The organism is Streptomyces sp. SUK 48, assembly GCF_009650765.1.
Classification (GTDB): Bacteria; Actinomycetota; Actinomycetes; order Streptomycetales; family Streptomycetaceae; genus Streptomyces.
Genome location: NZ_CP045740.1, coordinates 5,287,536 through 5,304,699, shown reverse-complemented (window position 1 = coordinate 5,304,699; position 17,164 = coordinate 5,287,536). Strand labels below are relative to the sequence as shown.

Sequence of the window (17,164 nt, the reverse complement as noted above, 5' to 3'; positions counted from 1 at the left end):
ATGCCCTCCGCCCGCCCCCGGAACCTCGGGGCGGGCGGAGGGCATCGGCCGTTCACGCCCACTTTCCCGCCAGGTCACGATTGAGTTTCGGCCATCCCGACCCCCTTGTCACCACCCATGTAATCGATTCCAATCGTTTCTCGTCTCGATGTAATCGATTCCAAGCGTCATCGGTTCCAAGCGTCCCGAGTTCACAAGGAGGTGGGCCGGAGGTGGCGAGCATCAAGGACGTCGCCGCCGCGGCGGGCGTGTCCGTCGCGACGGTTTCGCGGGTGCTGAACGCGCATCCGTCCGTCAGCGCGGCTGCCCGGACCCGGGTGCTGGCCGCCGTGGAGTCGCTGGGGTACCGCCCGAACGCCGTGGCGCGTTCGCTGCGCACCGACCAGACCCACACCCTCGGCCTCGTCATCAGCGATGTGCTGAACCCCTACTTCACCGAGCTGGCCCGCTCCGTGGAGGAGGAGGCCCGTTCGCTCGGGTACAGCGTCATCATCGGCAACGCCGACGAGCGGCCCGACCTCCAGGACCACCACGTACGGAACCTGCTCGACCGGCGGATCGACGGGCTCCTCGTCTCCCCCACCGACGGCGGCTCCCCGCTGATGCTGGACGCCGCCCGCGCCGGTACCCCCATGGTGTTCGTGGACCGCTGGATTCCCGGCGTCGACGTCCCCGTCGTACGCGCCGACGGACGGGCCGCCGTACAGGACCTCGTCGCGCACCTGTACGCCCTCGGGCACCGGCGGGTCGCGATCATCGCGGGGCCAGCGGCCACCACCACCGGCAGCGAGCGCGTCGAGGCGTTCCGCGCCGCGCTGGCCGCGTACGGGCTCCCCCTGCCCGATGTCCACATCGGCCAGGGCGACTTCCAGGCCGCCAGCGGGCGCCGGGTCACCGAGGGGTTCCTCGATCTTCCCGAGCCGCCGGACGCCGTCTTCGCCGCGGACAACCTGATGGCGCTCGGCGCCCTGGACGCCGTCCGGGCGCGCGGGCTGCGGGTGCCGGACGACATCGCGCTCGCCGCGTTCGACGACATCCCGTGGTTCGTGCACACCGATCCCCCGGTCACCGCGATCGCCCAGCCCACCGGCGAGCTGGGCCGGGCCGCCGTGCGCGCCCTGGTCGACCGGATCGAGGGGCGCCCGGCCGCGTCCGTCACCCTCGCCGCCCGGCTGGTCGTGCGCCGCTCCTGCGGTGAGACCCCGGAGAAGGACCGCATCATCCCCACCCCGTCCCTCCCCCCAGTGCAAAGGAGCACGACGTGAGCAACCCGGACGAGTTGCTGCGCATCGAGGGCATACGCAAGACCTTTCCCGGCGTGGTCGCGCTCGACGGTGTCGACTTCGACCTGCGCCGGGGCGAGGTGCATGTGCTGCTCGGTGAGAACGGCGCCGGCAAGAGCACGCTCATCAAGATGCTCTCCGGTGCCTATACGCCCGACGCCGGGCGGATTCTCGTCGGCGGTCAGGAGACCCGCATCCATGGTGCGCAGGACTCCGAGCGGCTCGGGATCGCCACCATCTACCAGGAGTTCAACCTGGTTCCGGACCTGACCGTCGCCGAGAACATCTTCCTCGGCCGGCAGCCGCGCCGCCTCGGGATGATCGACCGCAAGCGGATGGAGGCCGAGGCCGCGAAGCTCCTGGAGCGGGTCGGCGTGCGGGTCTCGCCCCGGGCCCGGGTGCGTGAACTGGGCATCGCCCGGCTCCAGATGGTGGAGATCGCCAAGGCGCTCAGCCTGGACGCGCGGGTGCTCATCATGGACGAGCCGACCGCCGTGCTGACCTCGGAGGAGGTCGACCGGCTCTTCGCCATCGTGCGGCAGCTGCGGGCGGAGGGGGTGGGGATCGTCTTCATCACGCACCACCTCGACGAGATCGCCGCGCTCGGGGACCGCGTCACCGTCATCCGGGACGGCAAGAGCGTGGGCCAGGTGCCCGCCGCCACCCCCGAGGACGAGCTGGTACGGCTCATGGTCGGGCGCTCCATCGAGCAGCAGTATCCGCGTCGGCGCCCCGACCAGGGCGCCGCGTTGCTCAGTGTCGAGGGGCTGACCCGGGACGGTGTCTTCCACGATGTGAGCTTCGAGGTGCACGCCGGTGAGGTCGTCGGCGTCGCCGGGCTCGTGGGTGCCGGGCGGACCGAGGTCGTCCGGGCCGTGTTCGGCGCGGACCCGTACGACGACGGGACCGTGAAGGTCGGCGGCACCGCGCTGCGGCGCTCCGACGTGAACGCCGCGATGGCGGCCGGGATCGGGCTCGTGCCCGAGGACCGCAAGGGGCAGGGCCTGGTGCTGGACGCCTCGGTCGAGGAGAACCTGGGCCTGGTGACCCTGCGGGCCGCGACCCGCGCCGGGCTGGTCGACCGCAAGGCGCAGCACGTGGCGGCGGAGCGGATCGCCGGTCAGCTGGGCGTGCGGATGGCCGGGCTCGGCCAGCATGTGCGCACGCTGTCCGGTGGCAATCAGCAGAAGGTCGTCATCGGCAAGTGGCTGCTGGCCGACACCAAGGTGCTGATCCTCGACGAGCCGACGCGCGGTATCGACGTCGGCGCCAAGGTCGAGATCTACCAGCTGATCAACGAGCTGACGGCCGCCGGCGCCGCCGTGCTGATGATCTCCAGCGATCTGCCCGAGGTGCTCGGCATGAGCGACCGGGTGCTGGTGATGGCCCAGGGCCGGATCGCCGGTGAACTCGCGGCCGACGAGGCCACCCAGGACGCCGTGATGGCGCTCGCCGTATCCACCCCCACGCATCAGAACACCGACACCGCGAAGGAGGCCACCCGTGGCCACTGACACGCTCAAGAGCACGACGGGAGCGAGTGGCGCCCCGGGCGGCCTGCGCCGGCTGCTGCTCGACAACGGCGCGCTGACCGCGCTGATCGTCCTGGTCATCGCCCTGTCGGTGCTGTCCGGTGACTTCCTGACGACGGACAACCTGCTCAACATCGGTGTCCAGGCGGCCGTGACGGCGATCCTGGCCTTCGGTGTCACCTTCGTGATCGTGGCGGCGGGCATCGACCTGTCGGTCGGCTCGGTGGCCGCGCTGTCGGCGACGGTGCTGGCGTGGAGCGCCACCCAGCACGGGGTGCCGGTCGCGCTGGCCGTCGTCCTGGCGGTCGCCACGGGTGTCGCGGCCGGTCTGGTGAACGGCTTCCTCATCGCCTACGGCAAGCTGCCGCCGTTCATCGCGACGCTCGCGATGCTGTCGGTGGGGCGCGGTCTGTCGCTGGTGATCTCCGGTGGTGTGCCGATCCCGTTCCCGGACTCGGTCTCGCACCTCGGTGACACGCTCGGCGACTGGCTGCCGGTGCCGGTCCTGGTGATGATCGTGATGGGTCTGCTGGCCGCGTTCGTGCTCGGCCGCACCTACATCGGCCGTTCGATGTACGCGATCGGCGGCAACGAGGAGGCCGCGCGCCTGTCGGGCCTGCGGGTCAAGAAGCAGAAGCTCGCGATCTACGCCCTGTCCGGTGTGTTCGCGGCGGTGGCGGGCGTCGTGCTGGCCTCCCGGCTGTCCTCGGCGCAGCCGCAGGCCGCCGACGGCTACGAGCTGGACGCGATCGCGGCGGTCGTCATCGGCGGTGCCTCGCTCGCGGGCGGCACCGGCAAGGCGTCCGGCACCCTGGTCGGCGCGCTGATCCTCGCGGTGCTGCGCAACGGCCTGAACCTGCTGAACGTCTCCGCGTTCTGGCAGCAGGTCGTGATCGGTGTCGTCATCGCGCTGGCGGTGCTGCTCGACACGGTGCGCCGCAAGGCGGGTGCCACCCCGGTGACCAGCGGGGGCGGCGGCAACAAGGGCAAGCAGGCGGCGACGTACGGGCTCGCGGCCGTGGTGACGGTGGCGGTCGTCGGCGCGACCTCCTTCCTGCACAACGGCTCCGCGGCCTCGGACAAGCCGAAGATGGGGCTGTCGCTGTCCACCCTGAACAACCCGTTCTTCGTGCAGATCCGCTCCGGCGCGCAGGCCGAGGCGAAGAGGCTGGGCGTGGACCTGACGGTCACCGACGCGCAGAACGACGCCTCCCAGCAGGCCAACCAGCTCCAGAACTTCACCAGTTCGAGCCTTGACGCGATCATCGTCAACCCCGTGGACTCGGACGCGGCGAGCAACTCGGTCAAGGCCGCCGACAAGGCGAAGATCCCGGTGATCGCGGTGGACCGCGGGGTCAACAAGGCTGATGTGGATGCCCTGGTGGCCTCGGACAACATCGCCGGCGGCGAGCAGGCGGCGAAGACGATCGCCGGGAAGCTGGGCGGCAAGGGCAGGATCGTGATCCTCCAGGGTCAGGCGGGCACCTCGGCGGCGCGTGAGCGCGCGCAGGGCTTCGCCAACGGGCTCAAGGCGTACCCGGGCATCAAGGTGGTCGCCCAGCAGCCCGCCGACTTCGACCGCACCAAGGGCCTCGACGTGATGTCGAACCTGCTCCAGGCCCACCCGGACGTGCAGGGCGTCATCGCCGCCAACGACGAGATGGCGCTCGGCGCGATCAAGGCGCTGGGTTCCAAGGCCGGCACGTCGGTGCCGGTGGTCGGCTTCGACGGCACCCCCGACGGCCTGACCGCGGTCAAGGCGGGCACGCTGTACGCCTCCGTCGCGCAGCAGCCGACCCAGCTCGGCCGGATCGCCGTGGACAACGCGCTCAAGGCGTCCCAGGGCAAGAAGGTGGAGCAGACGGTGAAGGTGCCGGTGAAGGTGGTCACGAAGAGCAACGTGGCCGGATTCAGCGGCTGACGAAGCGGGCGGGGCAGGCTCGGGCGGGCGGTCGTCCACCATGGGGGCACCATGGTGGCGGCTGTCCGCCCCGGCTCGTTTCCCGGGTTCGCCAAGTCACAGGGTTCCTGTCGAGGGTTCCCGTTCAGAGGGTTCAGGTTCAAAGGGTTCATGGGAGTCAACTGATGTACGACTACGACCTGTTGGTCGTGGGTTCGGCCAACGCCGACCTGGTGATCGGGGTCGAGCGACGGCCGGCCGCCGGTGAGACGGTGCTGGGCGGGGACCTGTCCACGCATCCGGGCGGCAAGGGCGCCAACCAGGCGGTCGCGGCGGCCCGGCTGGGCGCCCGTACGGCCCTGCTGGCGCGCGTCGGCGAGGACGGCCACGGCCGGCTGCTGCTCGACTCCCTGCGCTCGGCCGGCGTCGACCCGTCGGGCGTGCTGGCGGGCGGGGCGCCGACCGGCGTCGCGCTGATCACCGTCGACCCGTCCGGGGACAACAGCATCGTGGTGTCGCCCGGTGCCAACGCCCGTCTCACCCCGGCGGACGTCCGGGAGTCCGCCGCGCTGCTGCGGGCGGCGCGCGTGGTCTCGGCCCAGCTGGAGATTCCGCTGGAGACGGTGGCGGAGGCCGTACGGCAGCTGCCGTCCGGCACCCGTTTCGTGCTCAACCCCTCCCCGCCGCGCCCGCTGCCCGCCGAGGTGCTGGCGGCCTGCGACCCGCTGATCGTCAACGAGCACGAGGCGCGGGTGATCCTCGGCGAGGACGCCGGGGCGGAGCCGGAGGACTGGGCGCGCGGGCTGCTGGCACTGGGCCCCCGCTCGGTGGTGGTGACGCTCGGCGCCGAGGGCGCGCTGGTGGCCGACGGCTCGGGCGCGGCCCGGGTGGCGTCGGTGAAGGTCGACGCGGTGGACACCACGGGCGCGGGCGACGCCTTCACGGCCGCCCTCGCCTGGAAGCTGGGCGCGGGCGCGTCCCTCGCCGAGGCGGCGGGCTACGCGGCCCGGGTCGGCGCGGCGGCCGTGACGAAGGCGGGGGCGCAGGAGTCGTATCCGACGGCCGGGGAGGTCGAGCAGCTGTGAAGAAGTCGGGCATCCTGAACCGCCATCTGGCGGGCGCGCTGGCCGAGTTGGGGCACGGGGACGAGGTGCTGGTCTGCGACGCGGGCATGCCGATCCCGGACGGCCCGCGCGTGGTGGACCTGGCCTTCCGGGCGGGTGTGCCGTCCTTCGCGGAGGTCTTCGCGGGCCTGGTGGACGAGCTGGTACTGGAGGGCGCCACGGTGGCGGAGGAGCTGCGCGGCGGCCATCTCGACCTGGTGGAGCGGCAGTTCGCCAATCTGGACTTCGTCCCGCACGAGCGGCTGAAGAAGCTCTCGGCTTCGGCGCGGCTGATCGTGCGCACCGGTGAGGCGAGCCCGTACGCCAATGTGCTGCTGCGGTGCGGGGTGTTCTTCTAGGAGGGTCCTAGGAGGCGGGGCCGGCGGTGGCCTTCGCGGCGCGCCGGTAGTGGTCGTACGCCCCCTCGGTGTCACCGGCCCGCTCCAGCAGGTGCGCCCGGACGGACAGCAGCCGGTGGTGGCGGGCCATGCGGTCGTCGCCGTCCAGGACCGTCGTCTTCTCGTCGTCGGTCAGCGCGTCCAGCACGGCGGGGTTGATGTGCAGGCAGATCAGGAACCGCATGGGGTACTCCTCGTGGTCCACGGACCCCTGCGAGGGCCCCTCACCTTGTAGTCGGAGCGGGGCCGGACTTCTTGACATCCGTCGGTTCGGGATTCACGAGCACGATTCCCCAGGTGTCGTGCTCGCCGATCCGCACCATGAGTTGCTGGGTGCGGTCGGGGCCCGTGAAGTGCAGGGCGACAACCTGACGCACGGAGCCCTCTTCGTGGAAGTCGGCGGTCACCTCGTCGCGGGCCGCCGCCTTGCCGTACGCCTTGATCCAGGCGCGGGCCGCGGGTCGCGCGTCGCCGCCCTCGGTGTCGAGGGCGGCGAGACCGTCGACGTCTCCGTCGGCGAGCCGCCAGACGACCCTCTGGACCGCCTCCAGGCTGCCCGTGCTCGGGTGGCCGGTGATGCGCAGGGGGCGGTGGTTCGAGTAGTCCGTCTGATAGTCCAGGTGCTTGTCGGCACAGCCGGTCAGGGCGGCACCGAGCACCAGCGGGATCGTGAGTGCGGTGGTGCGGCGGCGGGTCGATACCGTGATCATCCGGTCAAGTCTCCACGATCGGCTGCCCGGCCGTCCCGGTGAGCCGCGCGCCCCTGCTCTCCGCGATGCGCTTGATCTCCCTCAGGGACTCGATCAGGCGCCGGACCAGGTAGTGCAGTTCCTCCTTGGTCAGCCCCTCGCCCGAGAGGAGTTCGGCGGTGTGGTCCAGCAGCGAGCCCGCCATGCCGAGCTGTACGCCCTCGACCTGGTCGGCGATCCGGGAGACGTACCCGTCGCCGTCCCCGATGAGATAGCAGGGCTTGTCGTCGGAGCCGGTCCAGGGAAGCAGACGTTCGTTCATACGGAGCTCTCCACGAGGTCGGGGTAGGGGCGGTGACTGCGGTGTGTGTTGAACTGGTCACAGCGTGGCGCGGAGATGGCTAGGCTTTCTAGAGGTGGGGGGTTGACACAGCCCACGTCAGCAAGGGAGTTGGCCGGATGGACATTGCCCGCAGGCCGAGGACACCGCGCGAGAAATACGGGGAAGAGCTGAGGCTGCGGCGAATCGCGGCCGGGCGCACCCAGGATCAGCTGAGTGAACTCATCGTGTGCTCGCCCACGTTGATCAGCCACTACGAGTCGGGCAGGCGGCTGCCCAAGCCGGACGACGCGCGGCGGATCGACCAGGCGCTCGGAACGGACGGATTCTTCGAGCGGTGGCTGGAGGATCTGGAATCGAAATACAGCGACTACTTCGCCGTCGCGGCCGAGCTTGAGCAAGAGGCGAGACTGATCCAGCTGTTCGGACTCACGCTGGTCCCTGGTGTGCTTCAGACCGAGGACTACGCAAGTGCTGTGTTCCGCGCTTACTGGCCGAACTACACGGCCGAGGAACTTGAAGAGTTCCTCGTCAACCGAACGAAACGCCGTCGCATCTTCGAAGGCTCCGAGCAGCCGGTCGTCTGGACACTGCTCGACGAATCGGCGCTGCGACACCGCGTCGGCGGCCCCAAAATCATGGCCTGTCAGCTGCACAAGATCGCCGACATGGCTGAGGCTGGACGGCTGCGGCTCCACGTGCTTCCGCATTGCGGCGGAGCGCATGCCCTCATGCAAAGCGACCTCACGCTCATGAGCTTCGCGGACTCCGCCCCGGTCGCCTATGCCGAAGGCATTCTCACTGGCAACTTGATGGATGATCCAGCGCTAGTGAAGGCCAGCCAGACCGCCTACGCTCTGGCTCTGAGCGACGCGTTGTCGCAACAGGAATCACATGCCCTCGTCAGAGCGGCCGCGGAGGAACACGCACATGCTGAGCAATGAACACACCGTCTCCGACGCCTCCACCCTCACCGGGTGGTTCAAGTCCAGCTACAGCGGCGGCAACCACGACAGCTGCGTGGAGATCGCCTCCGGCCACTCCACCGTCCCCGTCCGCGACAGCAAGAACAGCGGTGGGCCGGCGCTGGTCTTCTCCGTGGGCTGCTGGGCGGCGTTCGTCGGGGCCGTCAAGGGCTGAACGCACGTGCCGGGCGGATCAAACAGTCCCCCGGCACGTTCCATCCCATCTGATGAACCCGCAGGCCACCCGCCCGGTGCGACCTGAACGCGGCTCCACCATGACGGTGTCTTGCCCTCCGCGACGACACCTAGGAGCACCACCATGTCGCCTCAGGACTCGGCCGAACCGGAACTCGCCGGACTGACCATCAGCGACCCGCTCGACCAGCGGGTGCACCACCCCGTCGACGTACCGGAACCGGACAACGAATGGAGCCTGCCGGAAGGCTTCGCCTGGGTCTTCCACAGCCAGGGGAACCATGCCCTCACCCGGCCCGTGATCATCTCCGACGGCTTCAGCCTGGGGCGGAGCGAACTCGACAAGCTCTACCAGTTCCTGGAGAGCGACTACTCCCTCGTCAGCGAGCTGCGCCGTCGCGGCAAGGACGTCATCCTGCTCGGCTACAACGAGCGGACCGCCGCCATCCAGACCAACGCCCAGGCGGCCACCGCGGCAATCCTGCGCGCCAACGCCGAGAAGCTGGGCGGCGAACGGCTGGTCGTCGGCGGGTTCAGCATGGGCGGCCTCGTCACCCGGTACGCGCTCGCCAGGCTGGAGACGCAGCGGATCGACCACCAGACGGGCATCTACTTCTCGTTCGACACCCCGCATCGGGGCGCCACCATCCCCGTCGGCGTCCAGGCGTTCTCGTACTTCATCCCGGTCCCGGACAACGACTTCGCCCGGCAGATGAACAGCCCGGCCGCCCGCCAGATGCTGTGGCAGCACTACGACAAGGACACCGGCAAGATCGGCGTGGCCCAGGAGCGCAAGGATCTGCTGGACGAGCTGGCGCGGCTGGGCGGCTGGCCCCGCATCCCCCGGCTGCTCGGCGTGGCCAGCGGCCGCGGGGACGGCGTGGGCCTGCCCGAGGTGCGGCCCGGGGAGACCGCGCTGCGCGTGGAGCGGATCTACCCGGGCACCACCTTCTACACCCAGGCCCAGGGCGCCGACGTGACCGCCGCCTATCTGAACCGGCGCTTCCCGAAGGCCGAGAAGACGATCACCACCAACGGTTTCCCGGAACTCGACGGCGCCCCCGGCGGCACGCTCAACACGTACCGCATCCTCGCCAACGCGATGGAGAAGGGCGGCGGCACGGTGGACCTGCGGCACCCGGACATCTGCTTCGTGCCGACGATCAGCGCGGTGTCCGTACGGGACATCGGCCGACAGGAGGACCTCTATGTGAAGGTGGACGACCTCCCGCCGGACGAGAGCGACCTGGACGACTTCATCTGCTCGTCCACGACCACCACGCACACCGCCGTCACCGAGGAACTGGGCGCCTGGCTGATCGACCGACTCGGCTACTGACCAGGCGGCAGGGGCGTCGGGCCCGGCCTACCAGGGCAGCGGGCCCGACGCGTCGAAGTAGCCGCCGGTCGGGCCGTCCGGGCCCACCTGGGCCATCCGGACGATGATCTCGGCGCCCTGCTCGACGGTCTGCATGCCCGCGTGCTGGTTCAGGTCCGTCGCGGTGTAACCGGGCTCCACGGAGTTGATCCGCATCCGCGGGAACGCCTTGGCGAACTGCACGGTGAGCATGTTGACCGTGGTCTTGGAGGCCGGGTAGGCCACCCCCGGATATCCCTTCCCGGCCTGGGCCAGCGAGGCCAGGCTGCTGCTGACGTTGACCACGACCGGGGCGGCGGAGCGCTCCAGCAGCGGCAGGAAGGCGTGGGTCACCCGGACCACGCCGAAGACGTTGGTCTCGAAGACCTCCCGCATCACGTCGGCGGTCAGGTCCGCGGCGCCGATGATCTCGCCCTCCGGGGACCGCACCTCGATGCCGGCGTTGTTGACCAGGACGTCCAGGCCGCCCTCGGCCTCGATGGTGGCCGCCGCCGCGGCGACCGACGCGTCATCGGTGACGTCGAGCCGCACGAACCGGGCACCGAGCCCGGCCGCGGCCTTCGTGCCCCGCTCGATGTCACGCGCTCCCAGGTAGACGGTGTGGCCCGCGGCGATCAGCCGGCGGGCGGTCTCATGGCCGAGGCCCTTGTTGGCCCCAGTGATCAAAGTTGTCGTCATGAGGGACAGCCTCTCTCCGGGACGACGCGATCGCCCAATGGTTTACGGCGTGTCCGGGCCACGACCCCTCAGACGGCGTGTTCCAGGTAGCGCGCCACCGTCTCCCTCAGCACCTCCCGTCCGTCCCGCGCCCACAACTCCTCGTTGAACAGCTCGACTTCGATGGGGCCGGTGTATCCGGCGGCCTCCACGCGGCCCCGCCACTCCCGCATGTCGATCGCGCCGTCCCCGAGCTGCCCCCGGCCGTCGAGGACGCCCGCGGGCAGCGGTGTCGTCCAGTCGGCGAGCTGGAAGGCGTGGATACGGCCCCCCGCGCCCGCGCGGGCGATCTGTGCCGCAGCCCGGTCGTCCCACCAGACGTGGTACGTGTCCACGGCCACCCCGACCTGGTGCGCGGGGAAGCGTTCGGCGAGGTCCAGGGCCTGGGCCAGGGTCGACACCACGCAGCGGTCGGCGGCGAACATCGGGTGCAGGGGCTCGACGGCGAGGCGGACGCCGTGGGTCTCGGCGTAGGGGGCCAGTTCGGCGAGGGCGTCGGCGACGCGGTCGCGGGCCGCGCCCAGGTCCCTGCCGCCCGCCGGGAGTCCGCCGGAGACCAGGACCAGCGTGTCGGTGCCGAGTGCCGCCGCCTCGTCCACCGCGCGCCGGTTGTCGGCCAGGGCGGCGGCCCGCTCGCGGGGGTCGGCGGCGGTGAGGAACCCGCCCCGGCACAGCGTGCTCACCGCCAGCCCCGCCGCCCGGACCAGCGCGGCCGCCTCCCGGACGCCGTACGCCTGGACCGGCGCGCGCCACAGGCCGACCGTGCCGATGCCGGACTCGGCGCAGGCGGCGACCAGTTCGGGCAGGGACAGCTGCCGCACCGTCATCTGGTTGATGGAGAAGCGGTCGAGGGCACCACCGGTCACTGCTGCACTCCGTACAGGGTGAGAAGGGTCTTCATGCGGTCCTCGGCGAGCCCGGGATCGGGGAACAGGCCCAGTGTGTCGGCGAGTTCGTAGGCGCGGGCCAGGTGCGGGAGCGAGCGGGCCGACTGGAGACCGCCCAGCATCGTGAAGTGCGACTGGTGGCCGGCCAGCCAGGCGAGGAGGACGACCCCGGTCTTGTAGAAGCGGGTGGGGGGCTGGAACAGATGACGGGACAACTCGACCGTGGGATCGAGGAGTTCGCGGAACCCGGTCACGTCGCCGGTGTCGAGGTGGCGTACCGCCCGGGCCGCCAGCGGGGCGAGCGGGTCGAAGACGCCGAGCAGGGCATGGCTGAAGCCCCGCTCGTCGCCCGCGATCAGCTCGGGGTAGTGGAAGTCGTCGCCGGTGTAGCAGCGCACACCCTCCGGGAGCCGGCGGCGCAGCTCGACCTCCCGGCGCGCGTCCAGGAGGGAGATCTTGACGCCGTCGACCTTGTCCGGGTGGGCGGCGACGACCTGGAGGAACACCTCGGTGGCGGTGTCCAGGTCGGCCGAGCCCCAGTAGCCGTCGAGCGCCGGGTCGAACATCGGGCCCAGCCAGTGCAGGACGACCGGCCCGGCGCACTGGCGGAGCAGGCGGCCGTAGATCTCCTGGTAGTCCTCGGGCCCGGCGGCCGTCGCGGCCAGGGCGCGCGAGGCCATCAGGACGGGCTGGGCGCCCGCCTCCTCGGCGACGGCGAGCTGCTCCTCGTACGCGGCCCGGATGTCGCCGAGGGTGCCGCCGGTGATCTGGTCGGTGCCTACCCCGCAGGCGAGGCGCCCGCCGACCGATCGCGCCTCGGCCGCGCCGCGCCGGATCAGCTCGGCGGCCCCCGCCCAGTCCAGGCCCATCCCGCGCTGGGCGGTGTCCATCGCCTCGGCGACCCCGAGGCCGTGCGCCCACAGATGGCGGCGGAAGGCGAGGGTCGCGTCCCAGTCGACGGCGGCGGGCGAGCCGGGCGAGACGTCGGCGTACGGGTCGGCGACGACATGGGCCGCGGCGAAGACCGTACGGGAGGTGAGGGCCGTACCGGGGGCGGCCCGGAAGGGCTCGGGGCGCGGCTCGTAGGTCCGCAAGGCGCCGTCACAGGACGGGAGTCGGATGGTCACAGCGCGATCTCCGGCACCGCGATACGGCGGCCCTGTGCCGCCGACCTCAGCCCCAGCTCGGCGAGTTGGACGCCCCGGGCGCCGGCCAGCAGGTCCCAGCGGTACGGCGCGTCCGCGTACACATGCCGGAGGAACAGCTCCCACTGCGCCTTGAAGCCGTTGCCGAACTCCCCGTTGTCCGGGACCTCCTGCCACTGCGCGCGGAACGCCTCGGTGGCGGGGAGGTCCGGGTTCCAGACCGGCCTGGGGGTCGTGGCGCGGTGCTGGACACGGCAGTCGCGCAGGCCCGCCACCGCCGAGCCCTCCGTGCCGTCGACCTGGAACTCGACCAGTTCGTCGCGGTGGACGCGCACCGCCCAGGAGGAGTTGATCTGCGCGATCGCGCCGCCGTCGAGCTCGAAGATGCCGTACGCGGCGTCGTCGGCCGTCGCCTCGTACGGCTCGCCGCGTTCGTCCCGGCGCCGCGGGATGTGGGTGGCGGTCAGGGCCTGCACGGAGGTGACACGGCCGAACAGTTCGTGCAGCACGTACTCCCAGTGCGGGAACATGTCGGCGACGATGCCGCCGCCGTCCTCGGCGCGGTAGTTCCAGGAGGGGCGCTGGGCCCGCTGCCCGTCGCCCTCGAAGACCCAGTAGCCGAACTCGCCGCGCACGGACAGGACGCGGCCGAAGAAGCCGTCGTCGATCAGCCGCTTCAGCTTCAGCAGGCCCGGCAGGAACAGCTTGTCCTGGACGACGCCGTGCCGGACGCCCTTCTCCCGGGCCAGCCGGGCGAGTTCGAGGGCGGCGTCGAGGCCGGTGGCGGTGGGCTTCTCGGTGTAGACGTGCTTGCCCGCGGCGATCGCCTTCCGGATCGCCGCCGGGCGGGCGGCGGTGATCTGCGCGTCGAAGTAGATGTCCACGGACGGGTCGGCGAGCACGGCGTCCAGGTCGGTGGCGATGTGCTCCAGGCCGTGCCGTTCCGCGATCTGTCTGAGCGCGTGCTCGCGGCGGCCGAGCAGGATCGGCTCCGGCCGCAGCACGGTGCCGTCGCCGAGGTCGAGGCCGCCCTGGTCGCGCAGGGCGAGGATCGAGCGGAGCAGGTGCTGGCGGTAGCCCATGCGCCCGGTCACGCCGTTCATGGCGATGCGCACCGTCGTCTCGCGTGTCACGTCGGTCCCCTCCACGGGCCCGCGCCGGGCCCTCTGCCGTGGCGCCGTGCGCCGTACGTCCCTGCGACAATCGTCATAGCAAGCGCTTTCTACAGGAGAGGAAGCTAGCCTCGGCACGGCGGGCGGCACAAGACCTCTCCGGGTCCCGGGCCCCTTTCGGCCGGGCGGCGCACCGGCGGGGCGCGGGCGGGGCACCGGCGGGACGCGGGAACCGCAGCCCTGTTCAGGCCGTCTACCAGCCCTGACGAGACCACGAGCCGCGCGACCGGAGGACGACGAGATGACCGTGACCCTGGCGGACGTGGCCGCGCGCGCCCAGGTCTCCCCCGCGACGGTGTCGCGGGTGCTGAACGGCAACTACCCGGTGGCGGCGCCGACCCGCGATCGGGTGCTGCGGGCGGTGGACGAGTTGGACTACGTCCTCAACGGGCCCGCGAGCGCGCTGGCCGCCGCCACGTCCGACCTGGTCGGCATCCTCGTCAACGACATCGCCGACCCCTTCTTCGGGATCATGGCGAGCGCGATCCAGGCGGAGATCGGCGGCACCGGGGGGCGGGCGGGCGGTGAGCGGCTCGCGGTGGTCTGCAACACGGGGGGCTCGCCGGAGCAGGAGCTGAAGTACCTGACGCTGCTGCAACGGCAGCGGGCGGCGGCGGTCGTGCTCACCGGCGGCGCGGTCGTGGACGCGCCGCACGCGGCGGCGGTCGCGGCGAAGCTGCGCAAGCTCGGGGAGGGCGGCACGCGGGTGGTGCTGTGCGGCCGGCCCCCGGTGCCGGAGGCGCGGGCGGTCGCGCTCACCTTCGACAACCTCGGCGGTGCGCGGGCGGTGACGGAGCATCTGGTGGGGCTCGGGCACCGGCGGCTCGGACATCTCGCCGGGCCCGAGGAGCGCTCCACGACCCGGCACCGGCTGGAGGGGCATCGCGCCGCGCTGGCCGCGGCGGGCATCGAGGACGATCCGCGGTGGACCGTCCACGGCCGGTTCGACCGGCGCTCCGGGTACGAGGGCGCGCGCGAACTCCTGCGCCGGGAACCGGCGTTGACGGCGCTGGTCGCCGCGAACGACTCCGTCGCGGCGGGTGCGTGCGCCGCCCTGCGGGACGCCGGCCTGCGCGTCCCCGAGGACGTGTCCGTCACCGGCTTCGACGATCTCCCGGTGGCCGTGGACGTCGTCCCCGGCCTGACGACGATCCGCCTGCCCCTGACCGAGGCGGGAGCCCGGGCCGGACGCATCGCCATGGCCCGCGAGGAGGCCCCGGCCGGCGGAATCGGTGCGGTACGGGGCGAACTGGTGGTCCGGGGGTCGACGGGGGTGGCACGGGGCTGAGGGGCGGGACCGAGAGGGCGCGAGGCCGAGAGGCTGAGGGGGCGCGTGACGGAGAGGCGCGAGGCCGAGGGAGCCCGGGACCGAGAGAGCACGGGGCTGAGGGGGCGCGGGGCTGAGGGAGCGCGGGACCGACAGGGCGCGGACCGACGGAGCGCGGGACCAACAGGGCAAGGGACCGACAGGCGCGAGGCCGAGAGAGCGCGGGCCGACAGGCGCGAGGCCGACAGGGCGCGGGACCGACGGAGCGCGGGGCCGACAGGGCGCGGGGCTGAGGGGGCTTGGGTGGCCGGGGAGGGGCGTCGAGGGGGTGGAAGGGCGTCTGGCGGGCGGACCTGCCCTGCCGGTGCGGGCACAGACCCGGCATGCCGGTCCGGCATGGCAAGGCCCGGCACGCGGGCACACCAGCGGCCGGCGGACTGCGGAGACGCCGGGGCGGGACGGTGGGCGAAGGGCGGCGCCGGATGTCCGTGGCGGTGGGTCGCGCCTCCTCATGCGGGCGTGGGAAGCGGGGCGGGCCGGGGCGGGGGACGAGTCCGGCCGTCCCGGGCCGCCTCCGTTCTCAGACCTGCGGGCGGTGGCCCCGTTCCTGGTGGGGGAATGTCTGGTCGGCGTCGGGCAGGCGCGGCGCGGGCAGCGTCGCCACCTCCTCCTTCGCCTTCTCCAGCTGCTCCGCCGTGTCATCGGGCAGCCGGGGTGCGCGCGGGACGGTCCGGGAGAAGCGGAAGGCACTGGCGAGGTCGCCGAAGGTGTCGCGCCGCCAGTCGCTCACGTTCGGCTCCTCGACCCCGGTGAAGCGCTCCAGGAACTGGAGGGCCGAGGTGTGGTCGAAGGCTTCGGTGGCGACCCAGCCGCCCACGGTCCAGGGCGAGATGATGATCGCCGGGACCCGGAAGCCGCCGCCGATCGGCAGCCCGCCGATGAACTCGTCCTCGGTCCCGGCGGGCGGGGTGGGCGGCACGACATGGTCGAACAGGCCGTCGTTCTCGTCGTAGTTGAGGATGAAGGCCGTCTTGCGCCACACCTTCGGGTTGGCGGCGATCGCCTCGATCTTCGACGCCACGAAGTCCGCGCCCGCGGCGGGCAGATAGTCCGGGTGCTCCGACTGGTAGCTGGTCGGCATGATCCAGCTCACCGCCGGCAGCCGGTCGTTGCGGGCGTCGTCCTCGAAGGTGCCCTCGGGCTGCGGACGCACCCCGCGCTCGTAGAGGTCGGAGCCGGGCTGGGCGTTCTTGAAGGTGGCGAACTGCTCCAGCAGGTTGCAGCCGTAGTCGTCGTCCTGCTGGTAGACCTTCCAGCTGACCCCGGCCGCCTGGAGGCGCTCCGCGTACGTCGTCCAGCGGTACGGCGTCGGGGCCGAGTTGCTGATGATCGGGCCGCCCTGGGTGCCGCCCGGGTCGATCGAACCGGTCATCCACATCAGGCGGTTGGGCCAGGTGGGGCCGAGGACCGAGCAGAAGTAGTTGTCGCAGATGGTGAAGGTCTCCGCGAGCGCGAACTGGAACGGGATGTCCTCGCGCGTGTAGTACCCCATGACATAGGGGCCGTTGACCCCGTCGGCCTTGCGGTGGGCGGGCAGCCACTGGTCCATCTTGCCGCCGTTCAGCGCCTGGTGCTGCACCGACCAGGCGTGGCTGGTGGACGGGATGGCCTGGGCGCTGGACTTGTGGGTGTCCAGGTGGAAGGGGAGCAGATAGCCCTTCGGGTTCTCGGCGTCCGGCTGGTAGAAGACGCTGCGTCCGGTGTCGAGCCGCCGCGCGCGCGGGTCGGCGAAGCCGCGTACGCCGGAGAGCGTGCCGAAGTAGTGGTCGAAGGACCGGTTCTCCTGCATCAGCAGGACGACGTGCTCGATGTCCCGCAGCGAGCTGTGCCTGGGCGCGTCGGCGGCGACCGCCTTCTGGACGCTCGGCGGGAGGAGCGAGAGGGCCGCCGCGCCGCCCAGCGCGCCGGCGCCCGAGCCGATGAGTCTGCGTCGAGTCAACTCTGCCATGAATTGCCCTTCTTGAGGGGTTCTCGTGGACCAGACCAGCAGACACTCTCTACCCAAGCCGATCGGTACGGCAGAGCTCGGTGGTGAAAACACGGCCAACACCTGGGGTCCCTTTAGGGAAGTCATGACATTGCGGCTTATGCCGAGACGGGGCGGGCGGCGCGGGCCCGTCGAGTAGGGTGCCG

At 71.7% G+C, this 17,164-nt stretch carries 17 protein-coding genes; 9 read left to right on the top strand and 8 right to left on the bottom strand.

Translation table 11 applies throughout. The annotated features are described in order from the left end of the window. Positions 1-212: 212 nt before the first annotated feature. From GHR20_RS23295 to rbsD, 5 genes are all read left to right on the top strand, one after another. Positions 213-1,265, top strand: a complete 1,053-nt coding sequence (locus GHR20_RS23295; RefSeq protein ID WP_153814279.1) for a LacI family DNA-binding transcriptional regulator — start codon at positions 213-215, stop codon at positions 1,263-1,265. Continuing rightward, entirely contained in the window at positions 1,262-2,797 is a 1,536-nt protein-coding gene (locus GHR20_RS23290) for a sugar ABC transporter ATP-binding protein (protein ID WP_153814278.1), read from the top strand. Before GHR20_RS23295 ends, GHR20_RS23290 begins: the two co-directional genes overlap by 4 nt. Further along, a complete protein-coding gene (locus GHR20_RS23285; RefSeq protein WP_153814277.1) occupies positions 2,787-4,736 on the top strand; it encodes a substrate-binding domain-containing protein in 1,950 nt (649 codons plus the stop codon). The genes GHR20_RS23290 and GHR20_RS23285 overlap by 11 nt, the downstream gene beginning before the upstream one ends. Before the next feature lie 164 nt (positions 4,737-4,900). Next, positions 4,901-5,800 (top strand): ribokinase, encoded by a 900-nt coding sequence (locus GHR20_RS23280; protein ID WP_153814276.1) that lies wholly within the window; start codon positions 4,901-4,903, stop codon positions 5,798-5,800. Next, a complete protein-coding gene (gene rbsD, locus GHR20_RS23275) occupies positions 5,797-6,177 on the top strand; it encodes a D-ribose pyranase (protein WP_111584508.1) in 381 nt (126 codons plus the stop codon). Before GHR20_RS23280 ends, rbsD begins: the two co-directional genes overlap by 4 nt. 7 nt (positions 6,178-6,184) lie before the next feature. Here the strand turns inward: rbsD and GHR20_RS23270 are convergent, their stop codons facing one another. The 3 genes from GHR20_RS23270 to GHR20_RS23260 are packed head-to-tail and all read right to left on the bottom strand — an operon-like array spanning position 6,185 to position 7,227. Further along, on the bottom strand, positions 6,185-6,400 hold the full coding sequence (locus GHR20_RS23270; protein WP_275549778.1) for a hypothetical protein: 216 nt from the start codon (positions 6,398-6,400) through the stop codon (positions 6,185-6,187). Between the two features lie 40 nt (positions 6,401-6,440). Further along, positions 6,441-6,926 (bottom strand): hypothetical protein, encoded by a 486-nt coding sequence (locus GHR20_RS23265; RefSeq protein ID WP_153814275.1) that lies wholly within the window; start codon positions 6,924-6,926, stop codon positions 6,441-6,443. 4 nt (positions 6,927-6,930) lie between these two features. Next, entirely contained in the window at positions 6,931-7,227 is a 297-nt protein-coding gene (locus tag GHR20_RS23260; protein ID WP_111584506.1) for a hypothetical protein, read from the bottom strand. Between the two features lie 137 nt (positions 7,228-7,364). Between GHR20_RS23260 and GHR20_RS23255 the strand changes: the two genes are divergently transcribed. The 3 genes from GHR20_RS23255 to GHR20_RS23245 all read left to right on the top strand — a co-directional run bounded on the left by GHR20_RS23255 (position 7,365) and on the right by GHR20_RS23245 (position 9,744). Then, the gene (locus tag GHR20_RS23255) at positions 7,365-8,189 is read left to right on the top strand and encodes a helix-turn-helix transcriptional regulator (protein WP_153814274.1); all 825 of its coding nucleotides are present in this window, start codon (positions 7,365-7,367) and stop codon (positions 8,187-8,189) included. Beyond that, positions 8,176-8,385: a DUF397 domain-containing protein gene (locus GHR20_RS23250; RefSeq protein ID WP_153814273.1), complete on the top strand. Its 210-nt coding sequence runs from the start codon at positions 8,176-8,178 to the stop codon at positions 8,383-8,385. The genes GHR20_RS23255 and GHR20_RS23250 overlap by 14 nt, the downstream gene beginning before the upstream one ends. A 144-nt stretch (positions 8,386-8,529) precedes the next feature. Next, positions 8,530-9,744 (top strand): hypothetical protein, encoded by a 1,215-nt coding sequence (locus GHR20_RS23245; protein WP_153814272.1) that lies wholly within the window; start codon positions 8,530-8,532, stop codon positions 9,742-9,744. A gap of 27 nt (positions 9,745-9,771) precedes the next feature. On the opposite strand, the gene GHR20_RS23240 is transcribed toward GHR20_RS23245, so the two are convergent. The 4 genes from GHR20_RS23240 to GHR20_RS23225 all read right to left on the bottom strand — a co-directional run bounded on the left by GHR20_RS23240 (position 9,772) and on the right by GHR20_RS23225 (position 13,665). Further along, positions 9,772-10,461 carry an SDR family NAD(P)-dependent oxidoreductase gene (locus GHR20_RS23240; RefSeq protein WP_153814271.1) on the bottom strand — a complete coding sequence of 230 codons (690 nt, stop codon included), beginning with the start codon at positions 10,459-10,461 and terminating at the stop codon, positions 9,772-9,774. A 68-nt stretch (positions 10,462-10,529) separates the two neighbouring features. Further along, a complete protein-coding gene (locus tag GHR20_RS23235; protein ID WP_194859135.1) occupies positions 10,530-11,327 on the bottom strand; it encodes a sugar phosphate isomerase/epimerase family protein in 798 nt (265 codons plus the stop codon). A gap of 35 nt (positions 11,328-11,362) precedes the next feature. Next, a complete protein-coding gene (locus GHR20_RS23230; protein ID WP_153814269.1) occupies positions 11,363-12,514 on the bottom strand; it encodes a dihydrodipicolinate synthase family protein in 1,152 nt (383 codons plus the stop codon). Then, entirely contained in the window at positions 12,511-13,665 is a 1,155-nt protein-coding gene (locus GHR20_RS23225; protein WP_153814268.1) for a Gfo/Idh/MocA family oxidoreductase, read from the bottom strand. The genes GHR20_RS23230 and GHR20_RS23225 overlap by 4 nt, the downstream gene beginning before the upstream one ends. A gap of 280 nt (positions 13,666-13,945) precedes the next feature. On the opposite strand from GHR20_RS23225, the gene GHR20_RS23220 reads away from it, so the two are divergent. After that, on the top strand, positions 13,946-14,992 hold the full coding sequence (locus GHR20_RS23220; protein ID WP_153814267.1) for a LacI family DNA-binding transcriptional regulator: 1,047 nt from the start codon (positions 13,946-13,948) through the stop codon (positions 14,990-14,992). 559 nt (positions 14,993-15,551) lie between these two features. On the opposite strand, the gene GHR20_RS23215 is transcribed toward GHR20_RS23220, so the two are convergent. Continuing rightward, complete coding sequence (locus tag GHR20_RS23215; protein ID WP_148023658.1) at positions 15,552-16,979, bottom strand: alkaline phosphatase family protein; 1,428 nt, start codon at positions 16,977-16,979, stop codon at positions 15,552-15,554. Positions 16,980-17,164: the final 185 nt, after the last annotated feature.

Bases quoted from the DNA above. Each gene is read 5' to 3' on its own strand.
- GHR20_RS23260 (WP_111584506.1), bottom strand. From the start codon at position 7,227: ATGAACGAACGTCTGCTTCCCTGGACCGGCTCCGACGACAAGCCCTGC.
- GHR20_RS23250 (WP_153814273.1), top strand. From the start codon at position 8,176: ATGCTGAGCAATGAACACACCGTCTCCGACGCCTCCACCCTCACCGGG.
- GHR20_RS23235 (WP_194859135.1), bottom strand. From the start codon at position 11,327: ATGACGGTGCGGCAGCTGTCCCTGCCCGAACTGGTCGCCGCCTGCGCC.
- GHR20_RS23270 (WP_275549778.1), bottom strand. From the start codon at position 6,400: ATGCGGTTCCTGATCTGCCTGCACATCAACCCCGCCGTGCTGGACGCG.
- GHR20_RS23220 (WP_153814267.1), top strand. From the start codon at position 13,946: ATGACCGTGACCCTGGCGGACGTGGCCGCGCGCGCCCAGGTCTCCCCC.
- GHR20_RS23255 (WP_153814274.1), top strand. From the start codon at position 7,365: ATGGACATTGCCCGCAGGCCGAGGACACCGCGCGAGAAATACGGGGAA.
- GHR20_RS23265 (WP_153814275.1), bottom strand. From the start codon at position 6,926: ATGATCACGGTATCGACCCGCCGCCGCACCACCGCACTCACGATCCCG.
- GHR20_RS23245 (WP_153814272.1), top strand. From the start codon at position 8,530: ATGTCGCCTCAGGACTCGGCCGAACCGGAACTCGCCGGACTGACCATC.
- GHR20_RS23215 (WP_148023658.1), bottom strand. From the start codon at position 16,979: ATGGCAGAGTTGACTCGACGCAGACTCATCGGCTCGGGCGCCGGCGCG.
- GHR20_RS23280 (WP_153814276.1), top strand. From the start codon at position 4,901: ATGTACGACTACGACCTGTTGGTCGTGGGTTCGGCCAACGCCGACCTG.
- GHR20_RS23240 (WP_153814271.1), bottom strand. From the start codon at position 10,461: ATGACGACAACTTTGATCACTGGGGCCAACAAGGGCCTCGGCCATGAG.